The organism is Micromonospora sp. NPDC007230 (assembly GCF_042869115.1).
GTDB lineage: Bacteria > Actinomycetota > Actinomycetes > Mycobacteriales > Micromonosporaceae > Micromonospora.
Genome location: NZ_JBIAFE010000020.1, coordinates 26,638 through 51,977, shown reverse-complemented (window position 1 = coordinate 51,977; position 25,340 = coordinate 26,638). Strand labels below are relative to the sequence as shown.

The window sequence follows — 25,340 nt, the reverse complement described above, 5'->3', positions numbered from 1 at the left end:
AGACTGAAGGGCCGGTGCCACGCCGCCGGCCCTTCAGTCTGCCGGCAGCCGGTCCAGCAGCTTGTCCAGCCGGACGGGCAGGTCCCGGACCCGTACGCCGGTGGCGTGGTGCACCGCGTTGGCGACGGCGGCAGCGCTGCCCACGATGCCGATCTCGCCGATCCCCTTCACCCCGGCCGGGTTCAGGTCAGGGTCCTCCTCCGGCAGCCAGTACGCCTCGATCCGCTCGACGTCCGCGCAGCCGCTGATGTGGTAGGTGGCGAGGTCGTGGTTGACCCAGTCGCCGTACCGCTCGTCGAGCAGGCCCTCCTCGTGCAGCGCCATCGACAGGCCCATGGTCATGCCGCCGATGAGCTGGCTGCGGGCGGTGGTCGGGTTCACCACCCGGCCGACGGCGAACATGCCGAGCATCCGGTCCACCCGGACCTCGCCCGTGTCCGCGTCCACCCGCACCTGCACGAAGTGGGCGCCGTACGCGTACCGGGCCAGCGGACGTTGGGCGCGGACCTCGTCGGCGGTGCTCACCTCGACCGTCAGCCCCTCGGCGGGCACCGCGGTGTCGCGGAGCCGCTGCCGCAGCTGCTCGCAGGTCCGGATCACCGCCCAGCCCCACGAGGCGGTGCCCATCGAACCGCCGGCCACCGGGGCCGGCGGCAGGTCGCTGTCGCCCACCCCGATGGCGACCCGGTCGGCGGGCACCGCCAGGGCGTCGGCGGCCAGCTGCCACAGCGCCGTCCGGGCGCCGGTGCCGATGTCGGTCGCGTTGACCCGTACCTCGAAGGTGCCGTCGGGTGCGGCGGTGGCCGCCGCGGCGGCGGCCCGGGACCGGGCCGGGTAGCTGGAGCCGGCCACCCCGGTGCCGATCAGCCACCGCCCGAGTCGCCGAACCCCCGGCGTCGGGTCGCGGTCGGCCCAGTCGAACCGGCGGGCCCCCTCGCGGAGGCAGGCGACCAGGTTGCGGCTGCTGAACGGTTGCCCGCTGTCCGGGTCGACGGTCGCGTCGTTGCGGACCCGCAGCTCGACCGGGTCGACGCCGCACGCGGTGGCCAGCTCGTCCAGCGCCGACTCCAGCGCGTACGCGCCCGGGCACTCGCCGGGGGCGCGCATCCAGAACGGCGTCGGCACGTCCAGCCGGACCAGCCGGTGCGTGGTGCGCCGGTGGCGGCCGGCGTACATGCTGCGGGTGTAGACGGCGGTCTGCTCGGCGAACTCGTGCACCTTCGAGGTCTGGCTGATCGCGTCGTGGCAGACCGCGGCGATCCGCCCGTCGGCGTCCGCGCCGAGCCGGACCCGTTGGATGGTGGGGGTGCGGTATCCGATCGGGCCGAAGAGCTGCTGCCGGGTCAGCGCCAGCCGCACGGGCCGGCCCACCTGCCGGGCGGCGAGCGCGGCGAGCACCACCGGCGCCTTCGGGGCCCCCTTGCTGCCGAAGCCGCCGCCGACGTGCTCGGCGATCACCCGGACCGCCTCCGGGGGCAGCCCGAACAGCGGTGCCAGGGTGGCCTGCACCGGGGTCGCGCCCTGGGTGGAGTCGTGCACCAGCAGCCGCCCGTCCCGCCAGTGGGCGGTGGTGGCGTGCGGCTCCATCGGGTTGTTGTGGTAGGCCGGGGTGCGGTAGGTGGCGTCGAGCTGGACCTCCGCGGCCGCGAAGGCGGCGTCGAAGTCCCCCTCCGCGGTGTCCGCCGGGTAGCCCGGGTTGACCTTGTCCGGGCGGTACAGGCCCGGGTGGTGTGCGGAGAGGACGGTGCTGTGCGCTTCGGTGTCGTAGTCGATCCGGACCAGCCGGGCGCCCTCCCGCGCCGCCTCGAGGGTCTCCGCCACCACCACGGCGACGAACTCCCCCCGGTAGTGCACGGTCGGCTCCTGCAGCAGGAACAGCGTGTCGTCCACGCCGGGCGCCAACCGGGGCGCGTTGCCGTGGTGCAGCACGTCCAGCACGCCCGGCACGGCCAGCGCGGGGGCCGTGTCGATCCGGCTGACCCGCCCGCGGGTGGCCGCCGCCGGCACCGCCCAGCCGTACGTGACGTCGTCCACCGGGTACTCCACCGCGTACCGGGCCGCCCCGGTGACCTTGTCCCGGCCTTCGAGGCGGGGGTGTTCCCGGCCCACCGCACCGACAGGTGGCGCGCTCATCGGGGTGCCGCCCCGGCCAGCGCGGTCAACGCCCGGACGGTGAGGTTGCGGATCAGCGGCACCTTGAACCCGTTGTGCGGCAGGGGACGGGCGGCGGCGAGCTCGGCGTCCGCGGCTTGGGCGGCCAGCTCGGCGGTGAACGGGCGGCCGCGCAGCGCCTCCTCCGCCCGGTAGGCCCGCCACGGCCGGTGCGCGACCGCCCCGTACGCCAGCCGGACGTCGCGGACCGTGTCTCCGGCCAGGTCCAGCGCCGCGGCCACCGAGCCGACCGCGAACGCGAAGCTGGCCCGGTCGCGCGCCTTGAGGTAGGTGCAGTGCCGGGCGAAGGGCAGCGGCGGGATCCGTACCCCGGTGATCAGCGCGCCGCGGGGGAGGCTGGTCTCCCGCTCGGGATGCTCCCCCGGCGTGCGGTGCAGGTCGACCAGGGGGATCTCCCGCGCGCCGCCCGGGTCGTACACCTCCACCACGGCGTCGAGGGCGACCAGGGCGACCGCCAGGTCCGACGGGTGGGTGGCCACGCACAGTTCGGACCAGCCGAGGATGGCCAGGTCCCGGTTCTGCCCGTGGCGCGCCGCGCAGCCAGTGCCGGGCTCCCGCTTGTTGCACGCCTTCCCGGTGTCCTGGAAGTAGACACAGCGGGTGCGTTGCAGCAGGTTCCCGGCGGTGGTGGCCATGTTGCGCAGCTGCCCGGAGGCGCCGGCGAGCAGCGCCCGGGAGAGCAACGGGTGGTCCCGCCGGACCATCGGGTCCGCGGCGAGGTCGCTGTTGCGCACGGTCGCCCCGATCCGCAGCCCGCCGTCCGGTAGGGCCTCCACCGTGTCCAGGGGCAGGCCGGTGACGTCGACCAGCAGGTCGGGGCGCTGCACCCCGAGTTTCATCAGGTCCACCAGGTTGGTGCCGCCGCCGAGGTATGCCGCCTCCGGCTCGGCGTCGAGCAGCGCGACCGCCTCCGTGACGTCGGCCGGCCGGTGGTAGCGGAAGGGCCTCACCGCGCCGCCGCCACGTCCCGGATGGCGGCCACGATGTGCGGGTACGCGGCGCAGCGGCACAGGTTGCCGCTCATCCGTTCCCGTACCTCCGCGTCGGTCAGCTCCACCGGTGCGGTCAGGTCCTCGGTCACCGCGCTGGGCCAGTCCCGGGCCACCTCGTCGAGCATCCCGCGGGCGGAACAGAGCTGCCCGGGTGTGCAGTAGCCACACTGGAAGGCGTCGTGCGCGACGAACGCGGCCTGGAGCGGGGACAGGTCCGCCGGGCCGGCGAGTCCCTCCACGGTGACCACCGTCCGGCCGTCCAGGGTGACCGCCAGGATCAGGCAGCTCTTCACCCGCCGGCCGTCGAGCAGGACCGTGCACGAGCCGCACTGCCCGTGGTCGCAGCCCTTCTTGCTGCCGATCAGGGCGAGCCGCTCGCGCAGGGCGTCCAGCAGGGTGGTCCGGTTGTCCAGCGTCAGGTCGTGGTCGACGCCGTTGACGGTGAGCGTGATGCGGGACGACCGGTCGTCGTCCGCCGGTTTCCCGCTCTCCCGCCCGCTGCGCACCGCGCCAGACTACCGTTGACTACGACATCCAATGACAAATACGGGCAGAAGCCCGAAACTGGCGATCGGTGGAGCGGCATGCGCGAGGTCCTGGCCGCGGCCCACGACTGGCGGCGGCGACGGATCCCCTTCGGCCTGGCGACCGTGGTGGCCAGCAGCGCGGGCACCGTCACCGGCCCGGGCGACCTGCTCGCCGTCGACCCCACCGGCGACGTGCGCGGCGGCATCCCGGCCGGCTGCGTCGAGTCGGCGGTGCTCGACGCGACGGCGGAGACCCTGCGCACCGGCCGGACCCGGCTCGCCCGCTACCCGGTGGGCGGGGACGGCCCATGGCCGGCCCGGCCCGGCTGCGCCGGGACGGTAGAGGTGCTGCTGCGCCGGGTGACCGCGGACTGCCCCACGGCACGCTCCCTCGCCGCGCTCGCCGGGCCCGACCCGGTCGCCGTGGCAACCGTGGTGGGCGGCCGGGCACCCTTCGCCGCCGAGCTGGTGATCAGGCGGGACCGGACCGAGGGCACGCTCGGCACCGCGGACCTGGACGACTGGGCCGTCGACTGCGCCGCCGGGCTCCCGGACGGCGCCGTCGTGCTGGGCTACGGCGAGCGCCCCGGCGTGCGGGTGCTGTTCCAGGCGATGCCGGCGGCACCGCGGATGCTGCTGTTCGGCGCCACCGCCGTCGCCGCGGCGCTCGCCCGGATCGGCGCGGACCTCGGCTACCGGGTCGTCGCCTGCGACCCGCGACCCGCGTTCGCCACCGTCGCCCGGCTGCCCGACGCACACGAGGTGCACCGGGCCTGGCCGCACCGCCTGCTGGCCGCCACCCCGGTCACCCCGGACACGGTGCTCTGCCTGCTCGGTCACGACCCTCGCTACGAGCTCCCGCTGCTGCACGCGGCGCTGTCCACCTCGGCCGGCTACCTCGCCGTGCTCGGCAGCCGTGCGGCGCACGAGGCCCGCCTCACCCGCCTGCGCGCCGACGGGGTACCCGAGGCCCAACTGGCCCGGCTGCGCGCACCGGCCGGGCTGGACCTCGGCGGGCGCAGCCCGGCCGAGACGGCGCTGGCGATCGCCGCGGAGGTGGTGGCCTGGCGCCACGGCGGCAGTGGCCGGCCGCTGTCCGGCCTGACCGGCCCGATCCACGCCGCCCACCCGGCCGGCCTGACCCGGGCGGCGGCGCGGTGACCGTGGCCGGGCTGGTGCTCGCCGCCGGGGCCGGACGCCGGCTCGGCCGGCCGAAGGCACTCCTCGACTGGGACGGTGAGCCGCTGCTCCGGCGCGCGGTCCGGCTGTTGCACCTCGGCGGTTGCGACCCGGTGCACGCGGTGGTCGGCGCGGGCGCCGGCCGGCTTCCCGCGCTGCCCGGTGCGGTCCCGGTGGTCAACCCACGGTGGCGCGACGGCCTGGGCGGCTCGCTGCTGCGCGGCCTGGACTCGCTGCCGGACGTCGCCGACGCGGTCGTGGTGGTGCTCGTCGACCAGCCCTGGCTGACCCCGGCCGCGGTCCGCCGGGTACGCGCGGCGTACGCGGCCGGCGCCGTCGTCGCCGTCGCCGGCTACGCCGGCCGGCCCGGCCATCCGGTCCTGCTCAGCCGCGCCACCTGGCCGCTGGTCGTGCCGTACGCGACGGGGGACCGGGGCGCCCGCGACTTCCTGCGGGCCCGGGCCGACCTGGTGACCGTGGTGCCGTGCGACGGGTCACCGGCCGACGTGGACACCCCGGCTGACCTGGCCCGAATGCATCCGCGGCCGTCCCGTCCCTTCCCTGACCGCCGTGCGATGTCTCCAGCAACTCCGCAAACCTCTGCCGATCCACGCTCGTCTCCTCAGGTGCGCAGGGGCAGGCCGAGGTAGCGGGCGTAGTCGGCCAGGGCGGACTCGACGCGGGAGCGTAGCGCGGCGTCGAACGGTGCCAGCGGCTGCACGGTCACCGAGACCGAGGCCTTCCCGACCGTCCGCTTCCACGTGCCGACCACCCGGCCGTCGCGGACCACCGTCGGCAGGAACACCCCGTTGTTGCCGGGGACCACGGCGGCGGCGTGCGCCGGGTCGAGCATCAGCGTGCGGTCCTTGAAGCCGAGCAGGTATTCGTCGAAGCCGAGCAGCGTGTGCACGTCGTCGACCGGCTCGCGGGGCGCGTCGAGGAGGGCGGCGTCGGCCATCGCCTCGACACCGTCCACCGCTACCCGGGCCAGGGCGTCGCCGGCCACCGCGAGGCCCCGCCGTGCGTCGGTGACCGTCAGGCCGGTCCACCGGGCCAGCTCGTGTGGGGTGACCGGGCCGTGGCTGCGCACGTAGCGCAGGGCGAGGATGCCGAGGGCCTCGTCGCGCTCCGGCCGGTGCGGGTCGGGCACCCACTCGTCGAGCAGGGCGAACGTCTGCTCGGTGCCGACGTGCGGGGCGATGCAGGTGACGCCGCGCTGGGCGGCGTACCAGAGCAGGTGGTAGCCCCGCTGCCCCGTGGTGTCGATGCCGGCGGCGCCGAGGGTGGCCAGGCACTCCGCACGGGTGAGGCGGCGGCCGCCGGCCAGGGCCGCGCCCAGCACGTCCACGGCCCGGTCCGCCTCGGCCTCGGTGAGCCCGAGCTGTGCCCGGCGGGCGGCGGCGCCGGCCAGCGTGCGGACGCCGGTCACCGCCAGCATCCAGTGGGCGTCGCGGGACGGCACCAGGTGGACCGTGCCGCGCATCGGCCAGGTCCGCAGCGCCTCGCGCCGCTCCAGCGCCGCCCGCACGTCGGCCAGGGTGCGCCCCGGCAGGCGTACGCCGAGCGACCACAGGCCGCTCGCGTTGTCCTGGGCCTGCATCGCGCCGAACCACTCGACCACGCCGGCGACCCCGTCGGGGCGCGCCACCGGGTGCGGGCGCAGCAGCAGGCTGGTCATCCGCAGCGCCAGCGCCTCGGCGCCGGTGAGCCGTACGGGCACGCAGGCCTCCCGTCAGTGGTGGACGGTCAGCATAGGCGGCGGGTCCGACGTTTCCGCCGGACGCGACCGGACGGGTGGGAGAGGCCCACCCGCCCGGGTTGCTCTCGCCTCACTCCTGCGGCCGGGCCTCTTCGGGCGTGTCCGCCTCGACCACTTCCCGGCGGACCTGGGCGTGGGCGGGCCGCTGCTCGACGACCTGGTGGGTGGCCAGCCGGACCCGTTCGACCGGGACCCGTTCCTTGACCACCACCGGGCGTTCGGCGTGCAGCACCATCTCGCGCTGCTCCGTGTCGGTGCCCGCGGGCACGGTACCCCGGTCCGCCTCCGCGATCGGTTCCCGGACGAGGGTCGCCTCCTCGTGGGCGACCGGCACGGTGGTGTGCACGTTCTCGGTCACCACGCGCTTGCGGAGCCGGGCCGTGCCGGCCGGCACGGTCTCGGTGTCGAACCGGGCTTGTTCCTCGAACCGGGTCAGCTCCGGTGGCCCGGGCCGCTCCGGCCGTCGGGCCGCGCTCTCGGGCGGCAGCTGGTAGTGCCGGTGGAGCAGGGTCAGCTGGTCCGCGCCGAGCGGCTGGTCGGTGCCGGGCTCCACGGCGGGCGCGGTACGCACGGTCGTCCGGTCGTACGGCACCCGCAGCCGGCCTGCCTGCCACTGGGCCGCGTGCAGCGGAGCCATCGACTCGCGGTGACCCGTGTCGGCGGTGCGCACGCTGACCCAGGTGGGCTCGCCTGCGGGGTTTGCCCAGACCTGGCCCACGGTGCCGATCGTCGCGCCCGAGCGGTCCTGGACGTCCTGCCCGTACAGCGAGCGGATCTGCGGTTCGGTGAGCCGCATGGTTCGTCCTCCCTCTCGTGGGTCACCGAGAGGATCCCCGTCGGCGGGGACGGCATGCCGGGGAATCGGGACGAATAGGAGGAGCAGGAGGAGAACACCTGATCGCGCTGCGCCAGCCGGCGTGCCGGCGGAGCGCGATCCCCCCGTTCAGGTGCCTCCGGGCGGTGGGACGCGGATCGGCACCGGTGCGAACAGGATCCCCGGAGTCCGGATTCCGGGCAGCCGTTCCGGTCCGAACTTGCGCAAATATTGAGGTTTGCTGGCCGATCGACAGGGGTGAATCAAGCCGCGGAGTGTGTGCCACGGCAGTCGTTTGACGCCGCAACCAACGGGTAGTCGTCCGAGTTCGCCCGGAACCGAGGAGGGAAACGTCTGATGGACGGCCAGGTCAACGTCGCGGTGATCTATTACAGCGCGACCGGCATCACCTACCAGATGGCGCAGTCAGCGGTCGAGGCCGCGGGCGAGGCCGCGGGCGAGGCCGGTGCCGAGGTCCGCCTGCGCAAGGTGCGTGAGCTGGCGCCCGACGAGGCGATCCGCTCCAACTCGGGGTGGCAGGCGCACCACCTGGAGACGCAGGACGTGATGGAGGCGCAGCTCGACGACCTCTCCTGGGCCGACGTGGTGATCTTCGGCTCGCCCACCCGCTACGGGATGGTGGCCGCCCAGCTCAAGCAGTTCATCGACACCACCGGCCCGCTCTGGGCCCAGGGCATCCTGGCCAACAAGGTCTACTCGGCGTTCTGCTCCACGGCCACCTCGCACGGCGGTCAGGAGTCCACGCTGCTGGCGCTCTTCAACGTGTTCTACCACTGGGGTGGGGTGGTGGTGACCCCCGGCTACACCGACCCCAGCCAGTTCGTCGCGGGCAACCCGTACGGCGCCTCGCACACCAGCAACAACGGCGAGATCGCGCCGGACCACCTCGCGCTGGCGGCCACCGCGCTGACCGCCAAGCGGGCGATCCAGATCAGCGCCGCGCTGAAGCGGGGGATGGCCGGCTGAGCACGGGCGACCGGTGGCCGGGCAGGGGTTCGGACCCGTCCGGCCACCGGTCGCCGCAGTCCTACCCCCGGTCGGCCGGCGCATGCCCGGCGAGCGCGCGATGGTCGAGCAGGTGCGCGAGCAGTTCGGCGAGGATGACCATGCCGTCGCGGCTGAGTACCGACTCCGGGTGGAACTGCACGCCGGCGAAGCCGGGCCCGCGCAGCGCGTGTACCGCTCCGTCGGCCGGGTCCCGGGACAGCTCCACCGGGCCGTACGGGGTGGCGACCCGGTCCGCGCCGGCCCGGGCCGTGAAGCTGGAGTAGAAGCCGACCCGGCGGGTGGTGCCGAACACCGGCACGTCCCGCGGCACCCCCTGGTACGGCGCGTCCCGCCGCTGCAGCGGCAGCCCGAGCAGCCCGGCCAGCAGCTGGTGCCCGAGGCAGACGGCGAGGGTCGGTCGGCCGGCGGCCAGGAGCTGTGCCAGCAGCGCCCGCATCGTCGCCATCTTCGGCTCGGCGAGGTCGGTCGGGTCGCCCGGGCCGGGGCCCATCACCACCAGGTCGTACTCCCCGACCGGGCCGGGTTGCTGCCAGCCGCGGCGCGCCACGACCAGGCCGAGGGCGCCGAGCTGGTGGGCGAGCATGCCGGTGAAGGTGTCCTCGCCGTCCACGATCAGCGCCCGCCGGCCGGCCAGGCCAGGCAGGACCGTTGCCCCGGGGGTCCGCTGCTCCAGCCAGAACCGGGCCAGCGGCGCGTTGCGGGCGGCGAGGGCGGCGCGTACCTCGGGGTCGTCGGCGAGCGCGCGGCCCGGTGCGTCCGGGCCGGACTGAGCCGGGCGGGCCGCCGGCGCGTCGGGGCCGAGGCCGAGCGCGGCGAGCACCCCGGCTGCCTTGGCGTGGGTCTCCGCCACCTCACCGGCGGCGGTGGAGTGCCGGACCAGCGTCGCCCCGACCGGCACCCGCAACTCGCCGGTGGGGGAGAGCTCCGCGGTGCGGATCAGGATGGGCGCGTCGAGGGTCTGCCGGCCCGCGGCGTCCCGGCCGAGCAGGGCGAGCACCCCGGCGTAGTAGCGGCGGCCGGTCCGCTCGTGCCGGGCGATCACCCGGCACGCGTTCTCCATCGGGCTGCCGGTGACCGTGGGCGCGAACATGGTCTCCCGCAGCACCTCCCGGACGTCGCGGGAACCCCGTCCGGCCAGCAGGTACTCGGTGTGTGCCAGGTGTGCCATCTCCTTGAGGTACGGCCCGACCACCTGCCCGCCGTGCTCGGCGACGGTGGCCATCATCTTCAGCTCCTCGTCGAGCACCATGTACAGCTCCTCGACCTCCTTCGGGTCGTGGAGGAAACGCAGCAGGGCGTCCCGGTCGGCCGCCGCGCCGGTGTGCCGGAACGTGCCGCTGATCGGGTTCATCATGACCAGACCGTCGTCCACGCTGACGTGCCGTTCCGGGCTCGCCCCGACCAGGGTCCGGGTGCCGGTGTGCACGACGAACGTCCAGTACGCGCCGCGTTCGCGCAGCAGCAGCCGGCGTAGCGCGGCCAGGGCCGCCGCAAGGGGGTCGCCCTGCACGGTGGCCCGCAGGGTGCGGTGGATGACGAAGTTCGCGCCCTCGCCGCGGCCGATCTCCTCGGCGAGCACCCGGCCGACCGTGGCCGCGTACTCGGCGTCGGAGCTGTCGAAGCCGGCGTCGGTGGTGACCACCGGGGCGTCCGGCAGCGCGGCCAGCGCGTCGGCCAGGGAGATCTGCCGGTGCTCCCCGATGACCAGGCACTCCAGCGGCATCCCGTCGTCGACGCAGGCGAACCCCCGCTCGGTGATCTGCCGGTAGGGGACCAGGGCCAGCGTGCGTGGCCCGGGACCGCCGTCGGGCAGCGGGACGTCGGCGAGCCGCTCGGCGGTGCGTACCGTGCCGGTGAACAGGTCGAGATGATCGGCGTCCGCGCGGCGGACGAGCGCGAACGGGCCGGGGTCGAGGCCGGCGGCGACGGCGGCGAGCGGGTCGTGCGGGCGGGTCATCGGGTCTCCTCGTGGCCGGTGGCCGCCGGTGGGGGCGACCCGGGATGCCGGGGAGAGACCGGCGGCCGCCTCGTCGGGCGGCCGCGTGGGAAAGCTACGCGCGGGGGTGGGCCGCCGGGTCGGCGGGCCACCAGCAGGACAGGAGCGCGGGCATGGCGATCACTCTACGCGTCCGGGCGGCCGCCTGGAAGCCGATCGTCGCTGCGGGCAGGGGACCTGCCGCGCGGATCTTGGCTTCGCGGCCGTCCCCGGCGGGTAGGTTGTCCCGCGATGACCATTCTCGCTCTCGACCTGGGCACCTCCTCCGTACGCGGGCTGGTGCTGGACGCCGACGCCGTCCCGCGCCCCGGCGCGCTGGCCCGGCGGCGGGTGCGGCTGACCACCGGCGAGGACGGCACCGGCACGCTGGACGGTGTCGGCTACCTCGCCCGCCTGGTCGAGTGCCTGGACGAACTGGCCGAGGGCGGCCACCTGCGGGACGTCGAGCTGGTCGCCGTCTCGGCGCAGTGGCACTCGGTGCTGCCGCTGGGCGCCGACGGGGAGCCGCTCGGCCCGGTGCTGACCTGGCTGGACACCCGGCCGGAGCCGGTCGCCAGTAGCGCCGGCCCGACCGACCCCGCGGCCTTCCACCAGCGCACCGGCGGATGGTGGCACCGCTGCTACTGGACGGTGCGGCTGCCGTGGCTGCGGGAGCGGGCCGGCAGCCGGGTGACGCGGTTCGTCGGGCTGGTCGAGTACGTCCTCGACGCGTTGCTGACCGAGGCTCCGATGTCGGTGTCGATGGCTTCCGGCACCGGGATGCTCGACCTGGGCCGGATGGCGTGGGACGCCGAGGCGTGCGCGCTGGCCGGCGTACGCCCCGCGGAGCTGCCGGCGCTGGCCCCGCAGCGGTGGCGCGGGCGGCTCCGCCCCGACTGCGCCCGCCGCTGGCCGGATCTGGCCGAGGCCCGGTGGACCGCCCCGGTCGGCGACGGTGCGGCGTCCAACGTCGGCTCCGGCTGCGTCGACGAGTCCCGGGCGGCGGTGACCGTCGGCACCTCCGCGGCGGTACGCGTCGTCCGGGCCGTCCCCGCCGACGCGGCGCTGCCGCCGCTGCCCGACCAGCTCTGGCGCTACCGGGTGGACCACGAGCACGTGGTGACCGGCGCCGCCTACTCCAGTGGCGGGAACCTGTACGCGTGGGCCAACCGGGAGCTGCGGCTGCCCGAGGGCGCCGAACTGGAGGCGGCGCTGGCCCGGTCCACCCGGGACCTGCGGGTGCGGGCCAATCCCCGCTTCGGTGGGGACCGCCCGCCCGGCCTCGCCGCCGCCGGCTCCGGCGAGCTGCACGGGCTCAGCTTCGGCACCACCGCCGTCGAGGTCCTCGCCGGGCTGATGACCGGCCTGTGCCGGCTGGTCGCCGACGACCTCGCCGTGCTCGAGTCCGATGTGGATCATCCGGTCGAGGTGGTGCTGGGTGGTGGTGCGATGGCCGCGTCCGCCTGGTGGCGCGGGGCGTTCGCCGATGCCCTGGCCCCGCGTACGGTGCGCTTCCAACACAATCCGGAGGTCGGGGCGACCGGCGCCGCGTTGGTGGCGCTCGGCCGGGTTGCGGAGGCGGCGCGCGTCGGCGGTATCGGCCGGACGGACGAGGGGGCCGCGCCGAACACCGTAGGTGGTGCCCGGCCGCACTGACCATCCTGGTCGTGCGGCCGGTCATCCCGTTGACAGGGCCCGCCGGCCTGGTTGGATGGACTCCGCTCCCCGTACGACGGGAGTCGAGGGACCGAGGAGGCAAGCGTGGGCGCAGGTCCCGACCCGGCTCGCGGAACGGCCGCCCGCCCGGGCCGGAGCCGGCGCGACCGCGTGGTGCCCCACCGGCGGCGCTCGGCGTTCCGGTTGCGGGACTGGCGGATCGGCACCAAGCTCGCGACGGTGCTGGTCATCCCCTCGTTGGCGTTCCTGGTGCTGGCCGGCGTGCAGACCCGGGGGCTGGCAGGGCAGACCAGCGCGCTGACCACCTTCGCCGAGCAGGTCGGCATCGGCCGGCAGATCACCGCCGTGGTGGACCGGCTCCAGCAGGAACGGGACCGCGCGGCCGGGGAACTGGCCGCGCTGCGCCGCGCCGGTGCCGGCGCTGACCGGAACGCGGCCATCGCCGCCCTGAAGCCGTTGCAGGAGGCCGCCAACCAGGCGCTGTCCGAGCTGCGCCGGGCGGCCGAGCCGCTCGCCGGCGCCGACGCCGCCTGGCGGGTCGCGTTCTCGGAGGCCCTGGAGGCCTACGACCAGGTGGTCTACATCCGGGCCGCGATCCCGCCGGCGGTGCTCAGCAGCGACACCATCCTGAGCAACTACCACCGGGCCATCGGGGCCCTGCTCAACCTGCTGGCCGAACCGTCGCCCGGGGAGGGCCAGCAGGCGCTCACCGACGCGGTGCTGCGGTACGTGCAGCTGTCCCGGGTCAAGGAGTTCACCTCCCGGATCCGGGCCGAGCTCTACGCGGCCGCCCGGGCCGGCCGGTACGAGGTCGACGACCAGGTCACCCTGACCGACCTGCGGGCCCAGCAGCTCACCGCCCTGGGCGCGTTCCGCCTGGCGGCGAGCACCGAGCAGGTTCGCCGCTACGACCTGGTGTCGGTGAACCCGGCGTTCGTGGCGGCCGCCCGGCTGGAGGAGCAGACCCTGCCCACCGGCACCGCCGAGCCGGCGGTGCTCTCCGCACCCGAGTGGTGGGCGGCCAGCGAACGGCGGCTGGAACTGCTCCGCCAGCTCGAGGGTGAGGTCCTCGACGACGCGATACGCCACGCCGACGGCGCCCGCGCGCAGCAGCTGCGGGACACCCTGCTGGTGGCGGGCGGCATCGTCGCGGTGCTGCTGGTCGCCGTGCTGATCTCCCTGCTCATCGGACGGTCCATCGCCCGGTCGATGCGCCTGCTGCGCGGCGAGGCGCTGCGGATCGCGCAGGTGGAGCTGCCACACACCCTGCACCGGCTGCGCGCGGTCGACCGTCCGGTGGCGACGATCGAGGTGCCACCCACGGCGGTCCACTCCCGGGACGAGATCGGCGAGCTGGCGGAGGCCTTCGTGGCGGTGCACCGCAGCGCCGTCGACGTCGCGCTCGAGCAGGCGATGATGCGGCGCAACGTCAACGCCATGTTCGTCAACCTGGCCCGGCGCAGCCAGGTGCTGGTGGAGCGGCAGCTGGAACTCCTCGACGAGCTGGAACGCGAGGAGAGCGACCCGGAGCAGCTGGAGAACCTGTTCAAGCTCGACCACCTCGCCGCCCGCATGCGGCGTAACGACGAGAGCCTGCTGGTGCTCGCCGGCATGGAGTCCAGCCGGCGGTGGAACCGGCCGGTCGGCCTGGGCGCGGTGCTGCTCGCGGCGAGCGCCGAGATCGAGCAGTACCAGCGGGTCCGCCACCGGTCCAGCGCCGCCCTGCACCTCGTCGGCCACGCGGTCGGGGACCTGGTGCACCTCTTCGCCGAGCTGCTGGAGAACGCCACCGCCTTCTCCCGGCCGGACACCTTCGTCCACGTCGTCGCCTGGAGCGACGGGACGGGCGCGGTGGTGCAGATCGTCGACCAGGGGCTCGGGATGAGCCCGACCGCGATGGCCGAGGCGAACGCGCTGCTGGCCGAACCACCGGCCGCAGACGTGGCGGCCTCCGAGCGGATGGGCCTGTTCGTGGTCAGCCACCTCAGCGCCCGGCACGGCGTCGAGGTGAAGTTGCGCAGCGACCACGAGGGACTGGTGGCCCGGGTCCGGATCCCCGCCGACCTGCTGGCCCCGGCGCCCGAGCCCGAGCTGGACCAGCCCGCCGCGCCGCGGATGCTGACCCACCAGCTCGCCGCCCGGTCCCGGCTGTACGCCGCCGCCACGCCGGCCGACCTGCCGCTGGCGGGACGCCGGCCCGAGATGCCCGCGCCCGAGCTTCCGGTGGCGGGCCGGTTCCCCGGCTTCGCGGCCGAGCTGCCGGTGGCCGGCCGCCCGGCGATGCCGTCGGCGGGGATCCGCCCCGATCCGCCGGCCCCGGCCGCGCCGGCGGTGCCGCGGCAGGCCCGCCCGGTGCCGGTCCGGGCCGAGGACGTGCTGACCCCGGCGGCCGGCTCGCCCGGCGGCGGCTGGTTCACCCGCCAGGGTCCGGCGTCCTCGGTGCTCGGCGTGACCTCGCCGCCGGCCGCGACCCCGGTCACGGCCGGGATCAACGCGCGGGGCCTCCCGGTACGCGTGCCGATGGCCCAGCTCGGCGCGGTCAGCCAGCCCGCCCGCCCGCAGCAACCGGTGCCCCGCCACGAGCCGGACCCGGACGCGGTCGGCGGCATGCTGTCCCGCTTCTACGGCGGGGTGCGGCGCGCGGAGGCCGAGGAAACCATCCAGATGTTCATGCCGCCCGCCGGCGTACGCAGCGAAGGGGGACAACGACCGTGACGACGTTGAGCCAGGAGGCACGTGACCTGAGCTGGTTGGTGAACGCGTTCGCCGAGCGGGTCCCGGGGGTGGCGCACGCCGTGGTGGTCTCCTCCGACGGGCTGCTGGTGGCGATCTCCGCCCACCTGCCGCGCGACCACGCGGACAAGCTCGCCGCGGTCACCTCGGGGCTGATGAGCATCACCGCCGGTGCGGCGCAGATGTTCGACGGGGACATCGTCAAGCAGACCGTGGTCGAGATGGGACGGGGCTACTTCCTGGTCATGCAGATCCGGGACGGCTCCATCCTGGCCACCCTGGCCGGCGCGGACGCCGACATCGGTGTGGTCGGCTACGAGATGGCGCGGCTGGCCAAGCAGGCCGGTGAGATGCTCACCCCGGCGCTGCGGGCGGAGCTGCAGCAGGCACTGCCCCGCTGAGCGGGGCGGGCCCGGCCGGCGGAGCGTCCGGCCGGGCCGCGAACCGGTTAGAGGCCGTTCTTGCGGATCACCGTGCGGTACCAGTGGGCGCTGCGCTTGAGCACGCGGCGCTGCGTCGGGTAGTCCACGTAGACCAGTCCCCAGCGCTGGTCGTATCCCTCGGCCCACTCGAAGTTGTCCAGCAGCGACCAGACGTGGTAGCTCTCCAGCGGCACGCCGTCGCGGATGGCCCGGTGGGCGGCGGCGAAGTGGTCGCGGAGGAAGTCGATCCGGGCGGTGTCGTCGACCGTGCCGTCCGGGGCGAGCGTGTCCGGGCAGGGCAGCCCGTTCTCGGTGATGGTGAGCGGGATCGGGCCGTAGTCGCGGGTGACCCGGGTGAGGATGTCGTACATCCCCTCCGGGTAGATCTGCTGCCACTCCGCCTCGGAGGTTGGCCACTTCCGCACCGTCGTGCCCTGGCCGGTGACGTAGATGGGCGTGTAGTACTGCACGGCGAGCAGGTCCACCGGGCTGGCGATCACCGCGAGGTCACCGTCGCGGATCCCGCGCACCATCCGGCTGTCCGCGCCGAGGTCGGCCAGCACGTCCTGCGGGTAGGCGCCCGTGAACACCGAGTCCAGGTAGAGCCGGTTCTCGTAGCCGTCGTAGAGCCGGGTCGCGGCCGCCGCCTCGGCGGTGTCGTCGGCCGGGTAGCAGGGGTGCAGGTTGAGCGCCGGGCCGATCCGCCCCTCGACGCCGGCGGCGCGCAGCGCGCGTACGGCGAGGCCGTGGGCGAGCTGGAGGTGGTGGGCGACCAGATAGGCGGCCGCCGGGTCCTGCCGGCCGGGCGCGTGGTGCCCCGACAGGTAGCCGTTCTGCACCACGGTCTTCGGCTCGTTGATGGTCAGCCAGGCCGGTACCCGGTCGCCGAGGGCGCGGAAGACGATGTCCGCGTACGCGCCGAAGCGTTCGGCGGTGTCCCGGTTCTCCCAGCCGCCGGCGTCCTGTAGGGCCTGCGGCAGGTCCCAGTGGAACAGGGTGGCCATCGGGGCGATGCCGCGCTCGTGCAGCCCGTCCACCAGCCGCCGGTAGAAGTCGAGGCCGCGCTGGTTGGGTCGGCCGGAACCGTCGGCCTGGATGCGTGACCAGGAGATGGAGAACCGGTAGCTGCGCAGCCCGAGGTCGCGCATGAGGTCCAGGTCCTCGGGGTAGCGGTGGTAGTGGTCGGCGGCGACGTCACCGGTGTCGCCGTTGCGGGTCCGCCCCGGGGTGCGGCTGAAGGTGTCCCAGACCGACTCACCCCGGCCGTCCTCCTTGGCCGCCCCCTCGATCTGGTAGGCCGAGGTGGCCGCGCCCCAGCCGAAGCCGGGCGGGAAGCGCACTGCCCCGGACGAGTCGTCCCCCTCGGGGGCGGGGTCGGGTGTGTCGTCGCAGCCGGCGACGCCGGCGGATGCGACGGTCCCGGCCGCGGCGGCGCCGGCCAGCCCGGTGCGGACCGCGCCGGTGGCGGTCGCGGAGCGGGCGGCGCGCCGGAGCAGGCGCCGTCGGGTGAGTTGCGACATGGGCGTTCTCCTCGGGATGACTGGCCGCCCTACCGGCCGGGAGCGCTCCCAGCATAGGCCAGACACGACCGGCCGCGTACCGAGGGCGGACCGCGCGGGTGCGCGCCCCCGGTCGGGCGGCCGGGAGTTCGGTGGGCGGGGTGTCGCTCGGGGGCGGTGAGCGGCGAGGATGAGCGGATAGTGAAGGAGGCCGGCCGGGCAGCGCCTCGCGCCTGTCCCGTCGGCCTCTTTTCCCGTCGACAACGGAGGTTTAGTGTGGGGACGGGGGAGGGCAACCCCCGTCCCCACCTGTGATGCACACACGCACGAGTGGAATTGGCGTCCGGTCGTGCGTGTCGCGCGGGAGCCGGGCCACGCGAGTGGCTCTGGTTCCACCTCCCTCCGATGTGTCGGCGGGTGACGGCTGACGGCGGCGTCCGGGCTGGCCCGTCGTCAGCCTCCTGGGTCGGGGCGCCGGGCAGGAGCGGTCCCGGCGATCTGGCACTTGCATCTCCGTCGATGGAAGCGCTCCCATCGATGATGCTTGCGACTGTAACCCCCGTCACGGATTTGTGAAAGCCCCTGAACGAGAGCGAAACATCGAGCGCGGACCTTCGTCGCTGGATGCGCGATGAGTGCCGACAGGGCCCGCTGGACGATCTCGCCTCCGGGGTGCGTCAAATACTTTGCCCTTGCGCTAAGTGTCCTACGAGACAATACTTAACCGCATGGCACAGTATTCGGCGCAGCTCGACGGCGTGTTCGTCGCACTCGCCGACCCGACCCGGCGCGGGGTCATCCGACGCCTCGGCCGCGGTCCGGCGAGCGTCGGCGATCTCGCCCGCGAGTTTCCGATGACCCTTCCCTCGTTCATGAAGCACTTGCGGACGCTCGAGTCCAGCGGGCTGATCCGCACGGCAAAGTCCGGCCGGGTACGTACCTGCGTGCTCAACCGCGAGCGCCTCGCCGTCATCGACCACTGGCTCGCGGAGCAGCGCCGGATCTGGGATGAACGCACCGATCGCCTCGAACGCCTCGTCACCGACCCTGAGGAGAACCGACCGTGAATCCCGATCTGGACCTGGCCCTGGAGCGGGTCATCCGCGCCCCCCGCGCCGCCGTGTGGCGCGCATGGACCGACCCGGCCCGCTTCGAGAGGTGGTGGGTGCCGGCGCCGGCCCTGTGCCGCGTCGACCGCTTGGACGTCCGGCCCGGCGGCGCACTCGTCACCCGGCTCAGCACCGACGGGGCCGAGTTCCTCCCGCACCTCGATGCGGCCTTCCTCGTCGTCGAGGAGCTCGAGCGGATCGTGTTCACGAACGCGATCGACAGCGCCTGGCGGCCCACGAACCCGAGCCCGGTCGCGATGACCGCGGAGATCACCCTGACTGATCATCCGGACGGCACGGACTACCGGATCCTCGTCCGCCATGGTGATCCCGCTGCTCGCGCCCGTCACCAGGCCCTCGGCTTCGCGGACGGCTGGGGCTCGGTCACCGGGCAGCTCGCCGGGGTCGCCGAAAGCCAGGACGCGCGATGAAGATCGCCCTTACCCAGTTCGTAACCCTTGACGGGGTCAGCCAGGGGCCCGGCTCGCCGTCGGAGGATACGAGCGACGACTTCACCCGGGGCGGCTGGCTCGTGCCCTACCTGGACCGGCTCTTCGTCCAGCGCACCTCTGACTGGTTGGGTCTGGCCGACGGTCTGCTGCTGGGGCGGCGGACCTACGAGGCGTTCGCTCGCGACTGGCCGCAGATCACCGACCCGAACGACCCGTTCACCGAACGGATGAACTCGCTACCGAAGTACGTGGTGACCAACACCCTGACGGAGGGCAGTTGGCACCCGACGACCGTGCTGCACGGCGATCCGATCCAGACAGTCGGGAAGCTCAAGGCGCAGCCAGGCCGGGAACTTCAGATCCATGGCAGTGCGAGACTCGGCAAAGCCGTGTTGTCGGCTGGCCTCGTCGACACACTCCGCCTCGTCCTCGCCCCCACCGTGACCGGCTCCGGGCGGCGGCTGCTCGACCACCCGAGGGCACCCGTCGGCCTGCGACTCGTCCACCACGAGGTGACGGCGAACGGCCTGCTCCTGCTCGAGTACGAGCGCGCCGGCGCCGCTCCCGTGGGGGAGTACCAGGGCCTCGCGGCCCTCGTGTAGTCACCGCGTGGCCCCAGCGGCCCGTCGGTCACGGCGGCCCGCAGCTCTGTGGGCAGCGCCGGGGATCAGGCCTCGGACCGAGCGGTCGGCCGACATTGTGGTGGGAGCGCTTCCATGGCAGACTCTCAGTCGCGAGGTGGAGCCAGCTCGCGCGAGCGTGGGCCGCCGAGGGCAGCCGGGGTACGCCCGGCGCGGCGCCCCGATCCCCGGCACAGCCGGGTCGACCACCTTCCCGGGCGCCTCCGTCCCCCGCGCACGTCCGTCGCGTGGAGGCGCCTCGCCGGAGCCGACGGTTCCGGCCTGGTCCGAGGAGACACCGCGCACATGAGACTCATGGCCAGACGTCGCCGCACGGCGATGTTCGCCGCCACCGCCCTCGCCATCGGCGGGGTGGCCCTACCGGCCGGCGCCGCCCAGGCCGCCCCCGCTTGCGACGTCGTCTACACCGTGAACGACTGGGGCGGTGGCTTCACCGCCAACCTCGACGTCAAGAACCTGGGCGACCCGATCAACGGCTGGACGCTCAAGTTCACCTTCCCGAACAGCACCCAGCGGGTGACCCAGGGCTGGTCGGCCAGGTGGAGCCAGACCGGCAGCGAGGTCACCGCGACCAACGAGACGTGGAACGGCAGCCTCGGCACCGGCGCCACCGCCAACATCGGCTTCAACGGCTCCTACTCCGGCGCCAACCCGAAGCCCACCGGATTCACCCTCAACGGCGTGGCCTGCAACGGCACCCCCGCCAACCAGCCACCCATCGTCTCGCTCGACGTGCCGGCCGGGCTCTTCACGGCGCCGGCGACCGTGCCGCTGACCGCCACCGCCAGCGACCCGGACGGGACGATCAGCAAGGTCGAGTTCTACCGCAACGGCCTGCTGGTCAACACCGACACCACCGCTCCGTACGCGTACACGCTGGACAGCCTGCCGGCCGGCAGCTACACGGTGCAGGCCAAGGCCTATGACAACCTCGGCGCCAGCGCGGTGGCGGAGAAGTCCTTCACGGTCAACCCCGCCACGGGGCCGGCCCTGGTGGCCACCCCGGCCACGCTGAGCGTGAACGAGGGCGGCACCGCCACGGTCAACCTGAGGCTGAGCGCCGCACCGAGCGGCAACGTGCCGGTGACGCTGACCCGCAGCGGTGACCCCGACATCACCGTCTCGCCGACCTCGGTGACGCTGACGCCGGCCAACTGGAACACCGGCGTCACCGTCACGGTCGCGGCGGCGGAGGACGCCGACACCGTCAGCGGCACCGCGACCATCACCGCCTCGGCCACCGGCCACACGCCCGTGACGATCACCGTCACCGAGGTCGACAACGACGTGCCGGGCGGGGACAACGCCTACATCAAGAAGTTCCTCGACCAGTACGGAAAGATCAAGAACTCGGGCTACTTCAGCCCGGAGGGCGTGCCGTACCACTCGATCGAGACGTTGATCGTCGAGGCACCCGACCACGGCCACGAGACCACCTCGGAGGCGTTCAGCTTCTGGCTCTGGCTCGAGGCGCAGTACGGCCGGGTCACCCAGAACTGGGCGCCGTTCAACAGCGCCTGGACCGTGATGGAGAAGTACATCATCCCGTCGCACGCCGACCAGCCGACGGCCGGCGCCCCGGGCACCCCGCAGTACGCGGCCGAGTACAACCAGCCCAGCCAGTACCCGTCGCAGCTGCAGCCGAACGTGCCGGTCGGCCAGGACCCGCTCCGCTCCGAGCTGCAGTCCACCTACGGCACCGGCGACATCTACGGCATGCACTGGCTGCTCGACGTCGACAACACCTACGGCTACGGCCGCTGCGGCGACGGCACCACCCGCCCGGCCTACATCAACACCTTCCAGCGCGGCCCGCAGGAGTCGGTGTGGGAGACCGTGCCACAGCCGACCTGCGACACGTTCAAGCACGGCGGCCCGAACGGCTACCTCGACCTGTTCATCAAGGAAGCCAACGCCCCGGCCAAGCAGTGGAAGTACACCAACGCCCCGGACGCCGACGCCCGCGCCGTCCAGGCCGCCTACTGGGCGCTGACCTGGGCCAAGGCGCAGGGCAAGCAGGCCGACGTCGCAGCGACCGTGGCCAAGGCCGCCAAGATGGGCGACTACCTGCGGTACTCCCTGTTCGACAAGTACTTCAAGAAGATCGGCAACTGCGTCGGCCCGACCAGCTGCCCGGCCGGCACCGGCCGCGACTCGGCGCACTACCTGCTCTCCTGGTACTACGCCTGGGGCGGCGCGTACGACCCCAGCCAGAACTGGTCCTGGCGCATCGGCTCCAGCCACAACCACTTCGGCTACCAGAACCCGCTCGCGGCCTGGGCCCTGACCAACGTGCCGGAGCTCAAGCCCCAGTCGCCGAGCGCGGTCGCCGACTGGCAGAAGAGCTTCGACCGGCAGTTGGAGTTCTACACCTGGCTCCAGTCGGCCGAGGGCGGCATCGCCGGCGGCGCCACCAACAGCTGGGACGGCAGCTACTCCCAGCCGCCGGCCGGCACGCCCACCTTCTACGGCATGTTCTACGACGTCGCCCCGGTCTACCGGGACCCGCCGTCCAACCAGTGGTTCGGCATGCAGGCCTGGTCCATGCAGCGCATCGCCGAGCTGTACCTGCAGACCGGCAACACCAAGGCCAAGGCGCTGCTGGACAAGTGGGTCCCGTGGGCGATCGCCAACACCACCCTGGGCACCAACTGGTCGATCCCGTCCGACCTGCAGTGGACCGGTCAGCCCAACACCTGGAACCCGACCAACCCGCTGCCGAACACCAACCTGCACGTCACGGTGACCAAGGGCGGCCAGGACGTCGGTGTCGCCGCCGCCTACGCCCGGACCCTGATCGCGTACGCGGCCAAGTCCGGCAACACCGCCGCCAAGAACACCGCCAAGGGGCTGCTCGACGCCCTGTCCGCCGCCACCGACGCCAAGGGCGTCTCCCGCCCCGAGACGCGAGAGGACTACAACCGCTTCGACGACGTCTACAACGCCAGCAACGGCCAGGGCCTCTACATCCCGCCGGGCTGGACCGGCAAGATGCCCAACGGCGACGCCATCGCCGCGGGCAAGAGCTTCCTGGACATCCGCTCGTTCTACAAGAACGACCCGGACTGGCCGAAGGTCGACGCGTACCTCAAGGGCGGACCCGCGCCCACGTTCAACTACCACCGGTTCTGGGCCCAGGCGGACGTCGCCATGGCGTACGCCGACTACGGCACCTACTTCCCGGCGGGATGAGGTGACGGCGCCGCCACGGGTGGCCAGCCCATCCGTGGCGGCGGCCGACCGGTCCACCACCACGCCCAAAGACGAACTTGCCGCGAAAACGCCCGAGAAAATCCAGCCGCCACGGGATCACACGACGGCCCCGGACGGAGTAACGTACATCACCGGAGAGGCCGCTCCCCCCGTGGCGGCCTCTCTCTTATTGCTCCCGCCCGCCGTCCCCATCGGACGGCATGACCGGGTGCCGCAGCCCCGGATGACCGGGCGGCAGCGAACGCCGGATCACCAGCCAGCTCACCGCCAACGCCGCCGCGACCAGCGGCCAGGTCAACGCCACCCGGGCCACCACCAGCGCGACCACCTGGCCGCCGAGCCACAACGGCACGAAGACCACCAGCCGCAGCAGATAGGTGGCCACCCACACCCAGCTGGCCCGGCCGTACGCCCGCAGCAGCGCCGGATCGCGACGCCAACGGGCGCGCTGCCCCAGCGCCGCGCCCACCACCACCCCGAGCAGCGGCCAGCGCACCACGACGCTGACCATCCAGGCCAGCGCGCTGGCCGCGTTGGACACCAACTGCACCAGGAAGAAGTCGCTGGCCCGCCCGGTGCGCAGGGCGATCAGCGCGGCCACGCAGACGGCGAGCAGCCCGATCAACACCGACCGTGGACGGTCCCCGCGCCGCAGCCGCCAGCCGGCCACCGCCGCCCCGCCCACCAGCGCCGCCAGCACGCCGCCCCACAGGCCAGAGGCCAGCCAGCCCACCGCGAACGCCACCGGCGGCAGGGTCGCGTCGAGCGCTCCCCGCCGGCCACCGAGCAGGTCCGCCAGGGACTCCGGCCGCTCCCGGGTCGGCCGCTCCCGCTCCGGCGTGCTGGTCACTCGCCACCTCCTCCGATCGATCCTCAAGATAACCAGCGGCGCGACGGCCGCCCAACGAGCGCCGGATGCGGCCGGCCGTTAAGTTGTGCGGGTGCGCACGACGGCGAGGGGCGGGACGGCGGTCTGGTTGGTCGTACTGGCCCTGGCACAGGCCGCCGCGTTCCTGGTGGTGTGGCGCGTCGCCGTGCACACCTTGTCCGGCCAGTGGATCGACACGGTCGCGTTGACCGGCAACCAAATCGGCCAGAGCCGCATCGACGGCCCGGTGGACCGGATCCTCAACGCCATGTCGGTGGTGTCCCTGCTGGCCGCGACCGCGGTGATCGGCTTCATCGCGCTGATCCGCGGCCGCAAGGCCCTCGCCGTCACCGCCACCCTGCTGATCGCCGGCGCCAACGTCAGCACCCAACTGCTCAAGCACAGCCTGACCCGCCCCGACTTCGGCATCGACCCGGCGCGGGCAGCCGTCGGCAACAGCCTGCCCAGCGGCCACACCGCGGTGGCCGCCTCGGTGGCTGTCGCGCTGATCCTGGTGCTGCCGCCGAAGGTGCGGGCGGTGGGCGCGTTCCTCGGCGCCGGCTACGCCGCCGCCGCCGGAGTGGCCACCCTCTCCGCCGGCTGGCACCGGCCCAGCGACGCCGTCGCCGCGTACCTCCTGGTCGGGATCTGGGCGGCCGTCGCCGGCCTGGTGCTCCTCGTCTTCCAGCGGGAACGGGCGAAGATCTCCCCGGCCGACGCACACCCGAAGGCCGCCGCCGTGCTCGGCCTGGGCGGCGCGCTCGCGCTCGTCGCGTCCGCGCTGGCCCTGCTCTGGCTGGCCCGACTCTCCGACACCCCCGCCGACGAACTCACCCGCCGGCCCCTCTTCATCGGGTACGCGGGCAGCGCGGCCGGCATCGCCGGGACGATCGCGGTGGTGGCCGCGGTGGTCCTCGCGCTGGTGCACCGCCTGGTGCCCCGCCACAAGGGTTGATCAGCGGTAGTAGGTGCCGACCATGGTGCCGCTGGCGATCTCCTTGTCGGTCAGCGCCCGCTGCACGTCGGTGACCTGGGGCGTCTCCGGCAGCTCCAGCGGCCGCTCGAGGGCGTAGAGCCGGAAGAAGTACCGGTGCGGGTCCTCGTGCGCCGGCGGGTGCGGGCCGCCCCACCCGGTGTTGCCGAAGTCGTTGGGCCACTCCCGGCCGCCCAGCGGCACGCCGCCCTCGGCGACCCCGTCGGACCTGGGCGAGATCCCGGTCACCAGCCAGTGCAGGAAAGGAGTCTTTCCGGCGTCCGGGTCCTCGACGTACAGCACGAGTTCGCAGGCCGCGTCGGGGACCTGGGACCACTCCAGGGGCGGCGAGACGTTTCCGCCCTCGCGGGAGAAACGTCCCGGTAGCAGGTCGTGGTCGTTGAAGGCGGTGCTCCGCAGCATGATGCCGGCCATCTTTCCGCGCCTCCTCCTCGTCGTCCCGCCGCGCGTACCCGGCGGGTGGGCGACGAAACGGCGGTGGCAGGCTGAGCCGGCAGGCCAGGCAGCCGACGGGGAGGGCGCATGGAGACCGTACGAGTGGCGTTCCGGGACGAGTGCGGGCGGCTGGAGGAGGTGCTAGGGAGCCTGACCGAGGCGGACCTGGAGCGGCCCACGCCCTGCCCACCCTGGGCGGTCCGCGACCTGCTGGCACACGTGTCGACCGGCGCGGGACGCCTCGTTGACATGCTCGCCGCCCCGGCACCCGAGCGGGCGGAGGTGGACGCCGCCGGCTACTTCGGGGCCGCCAAGTTCACCCCGGAGGTGGACAGCGCCCGGATCGACAGTGCCCGACGGGAGGCGCGCCAGCTGGCCGGCGTACCCGAGGTGGCGGACGGCTTCGCGCGGGCCTGGCGGGCGGCCGACGCGGCGGTCGCCGCGCAGCCGCCGGGGCGGCTGGTCCGCACCCGGCACGGCGACGCGATGACGCTCACCGAGTTCCTGCGTACCCGGGTGGTGGAGGTCGGGGTACACGGCCTGGACCTGGCCGACGCGCTGGACCGGCGGCCCTGGCTGACCCCGACGGCGGCGCAGGTGGTGGCGGACCTGCTGACCGGCGACGGCTCCGGGTCGCGGCGCGGCGCCAGACGCGCCGAGCCGGAGTTGTCGTACGGCCGGCCGGTGCCGGACGGGCTCGGTTGGGACCCGCTGACCCTGGTCCGCAAGGCCACCGGCCGGGCGCCGCTCACCGACCGGGAGCGGACCCTGATCGACCGGTCCGGGTTCCGCTGGCTCTCCTTCGGCGGCTGACCGCCCGGCGGGGCCGCCGCGCCGGGCTCCGACAGGC

General features: G+C 74.1%; 21 protein-coding genes. 12 read left to right on the top strand and 9 right to left on the bottom strand.

The window, feature by feature from the left end; all coding sequences use genetic code 11:
- Positions 1-33: 33 nt before the first annotated feature.
- The 3 genes from ACFYML_RS25380 to ACFYML_RS25370 are packed head-to-tail and all read right to left on the bottom strand — an operon-like array spanning position 34 to position 3,670.
- Positions 34-2,133, bottom strand: a complete 2,100-nt coding sequence (locus ACFYML_RS25380; protein WP_387423009.1) for a xanthine dehydrogenase family protein molybdopterin-binding subunit — start codon at positions 2,131-2,133, stop codon at positions 34-36.
- Complete coding sequence (locus ACFYML_RS25375) at positions 2,130-3,122, bottom strand: FAD binding domain-containing protein (protein WP_387423008.1); 993 nt, start codon at positions 3,120-3,122, stop codon at positions 2,130-2,132. The genes ACFYML_RS25380 and ACFYML_RS25375 overlap by 4 nt, the downstream gene beginning before the upstream one ends.
- Positions 3,119-3,670 carry a 2Fe-2S iron-sulfur cluster-binding protein gene (locus ACFYML_RS25370; RefSeq protein WP_387423006.1) on the bottom strand — a complete coding sequence of 184 codons (552 nt, stop codon included), beginning with the start codon at positions 3,668-3,670 and terminating at the stop codon, positions 3,119-3,121. The genes ACFYML_RS25375 and ACFYML_RS25370 overlap by 4 nt, the downstream gene beginning before the upstream one ends.
- 78 nt (positions 3,671-3,748) lie before the next feature.
- Here ACFYML_RS25370 and ACFYML_RS25365 point away from each other — a divergent pair, with 78 nt between their 5' ends.
- Both ACFYML_RS25365 and ACFYML_RS25360 read left to right on the top strand, forming a co-directional pair.
- Entirely contained in the window at positions 3,749-4,852 is a 1,104-nt protein-coding gene (locus ACFYML_RS25365; protein WP_387423005.1) for an XdhC family protein, read from the top strand.
- Positions 4,849-5,520, top strand: coding sequence for an NTP transferase domain-containing protein (locus ACFYML_RS25360; protein WP_387423004.1), 672 nt, complete (start codon positions 4,849-4,851; stop codon positions 5,518-5,520). Before ACFYML_RS25365 ends, ACFYML_RS25360 begins: the two co-directional genes overlap by 4 nt.
- Here ACFYML_RS25360 and ACFYML_RS25355 read toward each other — a convergent pair.
- Positions 5,493-6,590 (bottom strand): winged helix DNA-binding domain-containing protein, encoded by a 1,098-nt coding sequence (locus ACFYML_RS25355; RefSeq protein WP_387423003.1) that lies wholly within the window; start codon positions 6,588-6,590, stop codon positions 5,493-5,495. The two genes, ACFYML_RS25360 and ACFYML_RS25355, sit on opposite strands and share 28 nt — an antisense overlap.
- A 109-nt stretch (positions 6,591-6,699) precedes the next feature.
- Positions 6,700-7,425 (bottom strand): YsnF/AvaK domain-containing protein, encoded by a 726-nt coding sequence (locus tag ACFYML_RS25350; RefSeq protein ID WP_387423002.1) that lies wholly within the window; start codon positions 7,423-7,425, stop codon positions 6,700-6,702.
- Between the two features lie 375 nt (positions 7,426-7,800).
- Between ACFYML_RS25350 and wrbA the strand changes: the two genes are divergently transcribed.
- A complete protein-coding gene (gene wrbA, locus ACFYML_RS25345) occupies positions 7,801-8,430 on the top strand; it encodes an NAD(P)H:quinone oxidoreductase (RefSeq protein WP_387423001.1) in 630 nt (209 codons plus the stop codon).
- A 61-nt stretch (positions 8,431-8,491) separates the two neighbouring features.
- Here the strand turns inward: wrbA and ACFYML_RS25340 are convergent, their stop codons facing one another.
- The gene (locus tag ACFYML_RS25340) at positions 8,492-10,429 is read right to left on the bottom strand and encodes a chorismate-binding protein (RefSeq protein ID WP_387423000.1); all 1,938 of its coding nucleotides are present in this window, start codon (positions 10,427-10,429) and stop codon (positions 8,492-8,494) included.
- 270 nt (positions 10,430-10,699) lie between these two features.
- Here ACFYML_RS25340 and ACFYML_RS25335 point away from each other — a divergent pair, with 270 nt between their 5' ends.
- From ACFYML_RS25335 to ACFYML_RS25325, 3 genes are all read left to right on the top strand, one after another.
- The gene (locus tag ACFYML_RS25335) at positions 10,700-12,103 is read left to right on the top strand and encodes an FGGY family carbohydrate kinase (RefSeq protein WP_387422999.1); all 1,404 of its coding nucleotides are present in this window, start codon (positions 10,700-10,702) and stop codon (positions 12,101-12,103) included.
- Positions 12,104-12,208: 105 nt separating this feature from the next.
- Complete coding sequence (locus ACFYML_RS25330; RefSeq protein ID WP_387422998.1) at positions 12,209-14,839, top strand: nitrate- and nitrite sensing domain-containing protein; 2,631 nt, start codon at positions 12,209-12,211, stop codon at positions 14,837-14,839.
- Between the two features lie 5 nt (positions 14,840-14,844).
- Positions 14,845-15,258 (top strand): roadblock/LC7 domain-containing protein, encoded by a 414-nt coding sequence (locus ACFYML_RS25325; RefSeq protein WP_218012428.1) that lies wholly within the window; start codon positions 14,845-14,847, stop codon positions 15,256-15,258.
- Positions 15,259-15,305: 47 nt separating this feature from the next.
- Here the strand turns inward: ACFYML_RS25325 and ACFYML_RS25320 are convergent, their stop codons facing one another.
- Positions 15,306-16,799, bottom strand: coding sequence for a GH1 family beta-glucosidase (locus ACFYML_RS25320; RefSeq protein ID WP_387422997.1), 1,494 nt, complete (start codon positions 16,797-16,799; stop codon positions 15,306-15,308).
- Positions 16,800-17,479: 680 nt separating this feature from the next.
- Between ACFYML_RS25320 and ACFYML_RS25315 the strand changes: the two genes are divergently transcribed.
- The 4 genes from ACFYML_RS25315 to ACFYML_RS25300 all read left to right on the top strand — a co-directional run bounded on the left by ACFYML_RS25315 (position 17,480) and on the right by ACFYML_RS25300 (position 22,172).
- Entirely contained in the window at positions 17,480-17,845 is a 366-nt protein-coding gene (locus ACFYML_RS25315; RefSeq protein ID WP_387422996.1) for an ArsR/SmtB family transcription factor, read from the top strand.
- Positions 17,842-18,318, top strand: a complete 477-nt coding sequence (locus ACFYML_RS25310) for an SRPBCC domain-containing protein (RefSeq protein ID WP_387422995.1) — start codon at positions 17,842-17,844, stop codon at positions 18,316-18,318. Before ACFYML_RS25315 ends, ACFYML_RS25310 begins: the two co-directional genes overlap by 4 nt.
- Positions 18,315-18,941 (top strand): dihydrofolate reductase family protein, encoded by a 627-nt coding sequence (locus tag ACFYML_RS25305; RefSeq protein WP_387422994.1) that lies wholly within the window; start codon positions 18,315-18,317, stop codon positions 18,939-18,941. The genes ACFYML_RS25310 and ACFYML_RS25305 overlap by 4 nt, the downstream gene beginning before the upstream one ends.
- Positions 18,942-19,274: 333 nt before the next feature.
- The gene (locus ACFYML_RS25300; RefSeq protein ID WP_387423085.1) at positions 19,275-22,172 is read left to right on the top strand and encodes a glycoside hydrolase family 48 protein; all 2,898 of its coding nucleotides are present in this window, start codon (positions 19,275-19,277) and stop codon (positions 22,170-22,172) included.
- Between the two features lie 187 nt (positions 22,173-22,359).
- Here ACFYML_RS25300 and ACFYML_RS25295 read toward each other — a convergent pair whose 3' ends face one another.
- Positions 22,360-23,043, bottom strand: a complete 684-nt coding sequence (locus ACFYML_RS25295) for a DUF3159 domain-containing protein (protein WP_387422993.1) — start codon at positions 23,041-23,043, stop codon at positions 22,360-22,362.
- Positions 23,044-23,128: 85 nt separating this feature from the next.
- Between ACFYML_RS25295 and ACFYML_RS25290 the strand changes: the two genes are divergently transcribed.
- A complete protein-coding gene (locus ACFYML_RS25290; RefSeq protein ID WP_387422992.1) occupies positions 23,129-24,016 on the top strand; it encodes a phosphatase PAP2 family protein in 888 nt (295 codons plus the stop codon).
- On the opposite strand, the gene ACFYML_RS25285 is transcribed toward ACFYML_RS25290, so the two are convergent.
- Positions 24,017-24,469 (bottom strand): YbhB/YbcL family Raf kinase inhibitor-like protein, encoded by a 453-nt coding sequence (locus ACFYML_RS25285; RefSeq protein WP_387422991.1) that lies wholly within the window; start codon positions 24,467-24,469, stop codon positions 24,017-24,019.
- Between the two features lie 108 nt (positions 24,470-24,577).
- Between ACFYML_RS25285 and ACFYML_RS25280 the strand changes: the two genes are divergently transcribed.
- Positions 24,578-25,303: a maleylpyruvate isomerase family mycothiol-dependent enzyme gene (locus ACFYML_RS25280; RefSeq protein ID WP_387422990.1), complete on the top strand. Its 726-nt coding sequence runs from the start codon at positions 24,578-24,580 to the stop codon at positions 25,301-25,303.
- Positions 25,304-25,340: the final 37 nt, after the last annotated feature.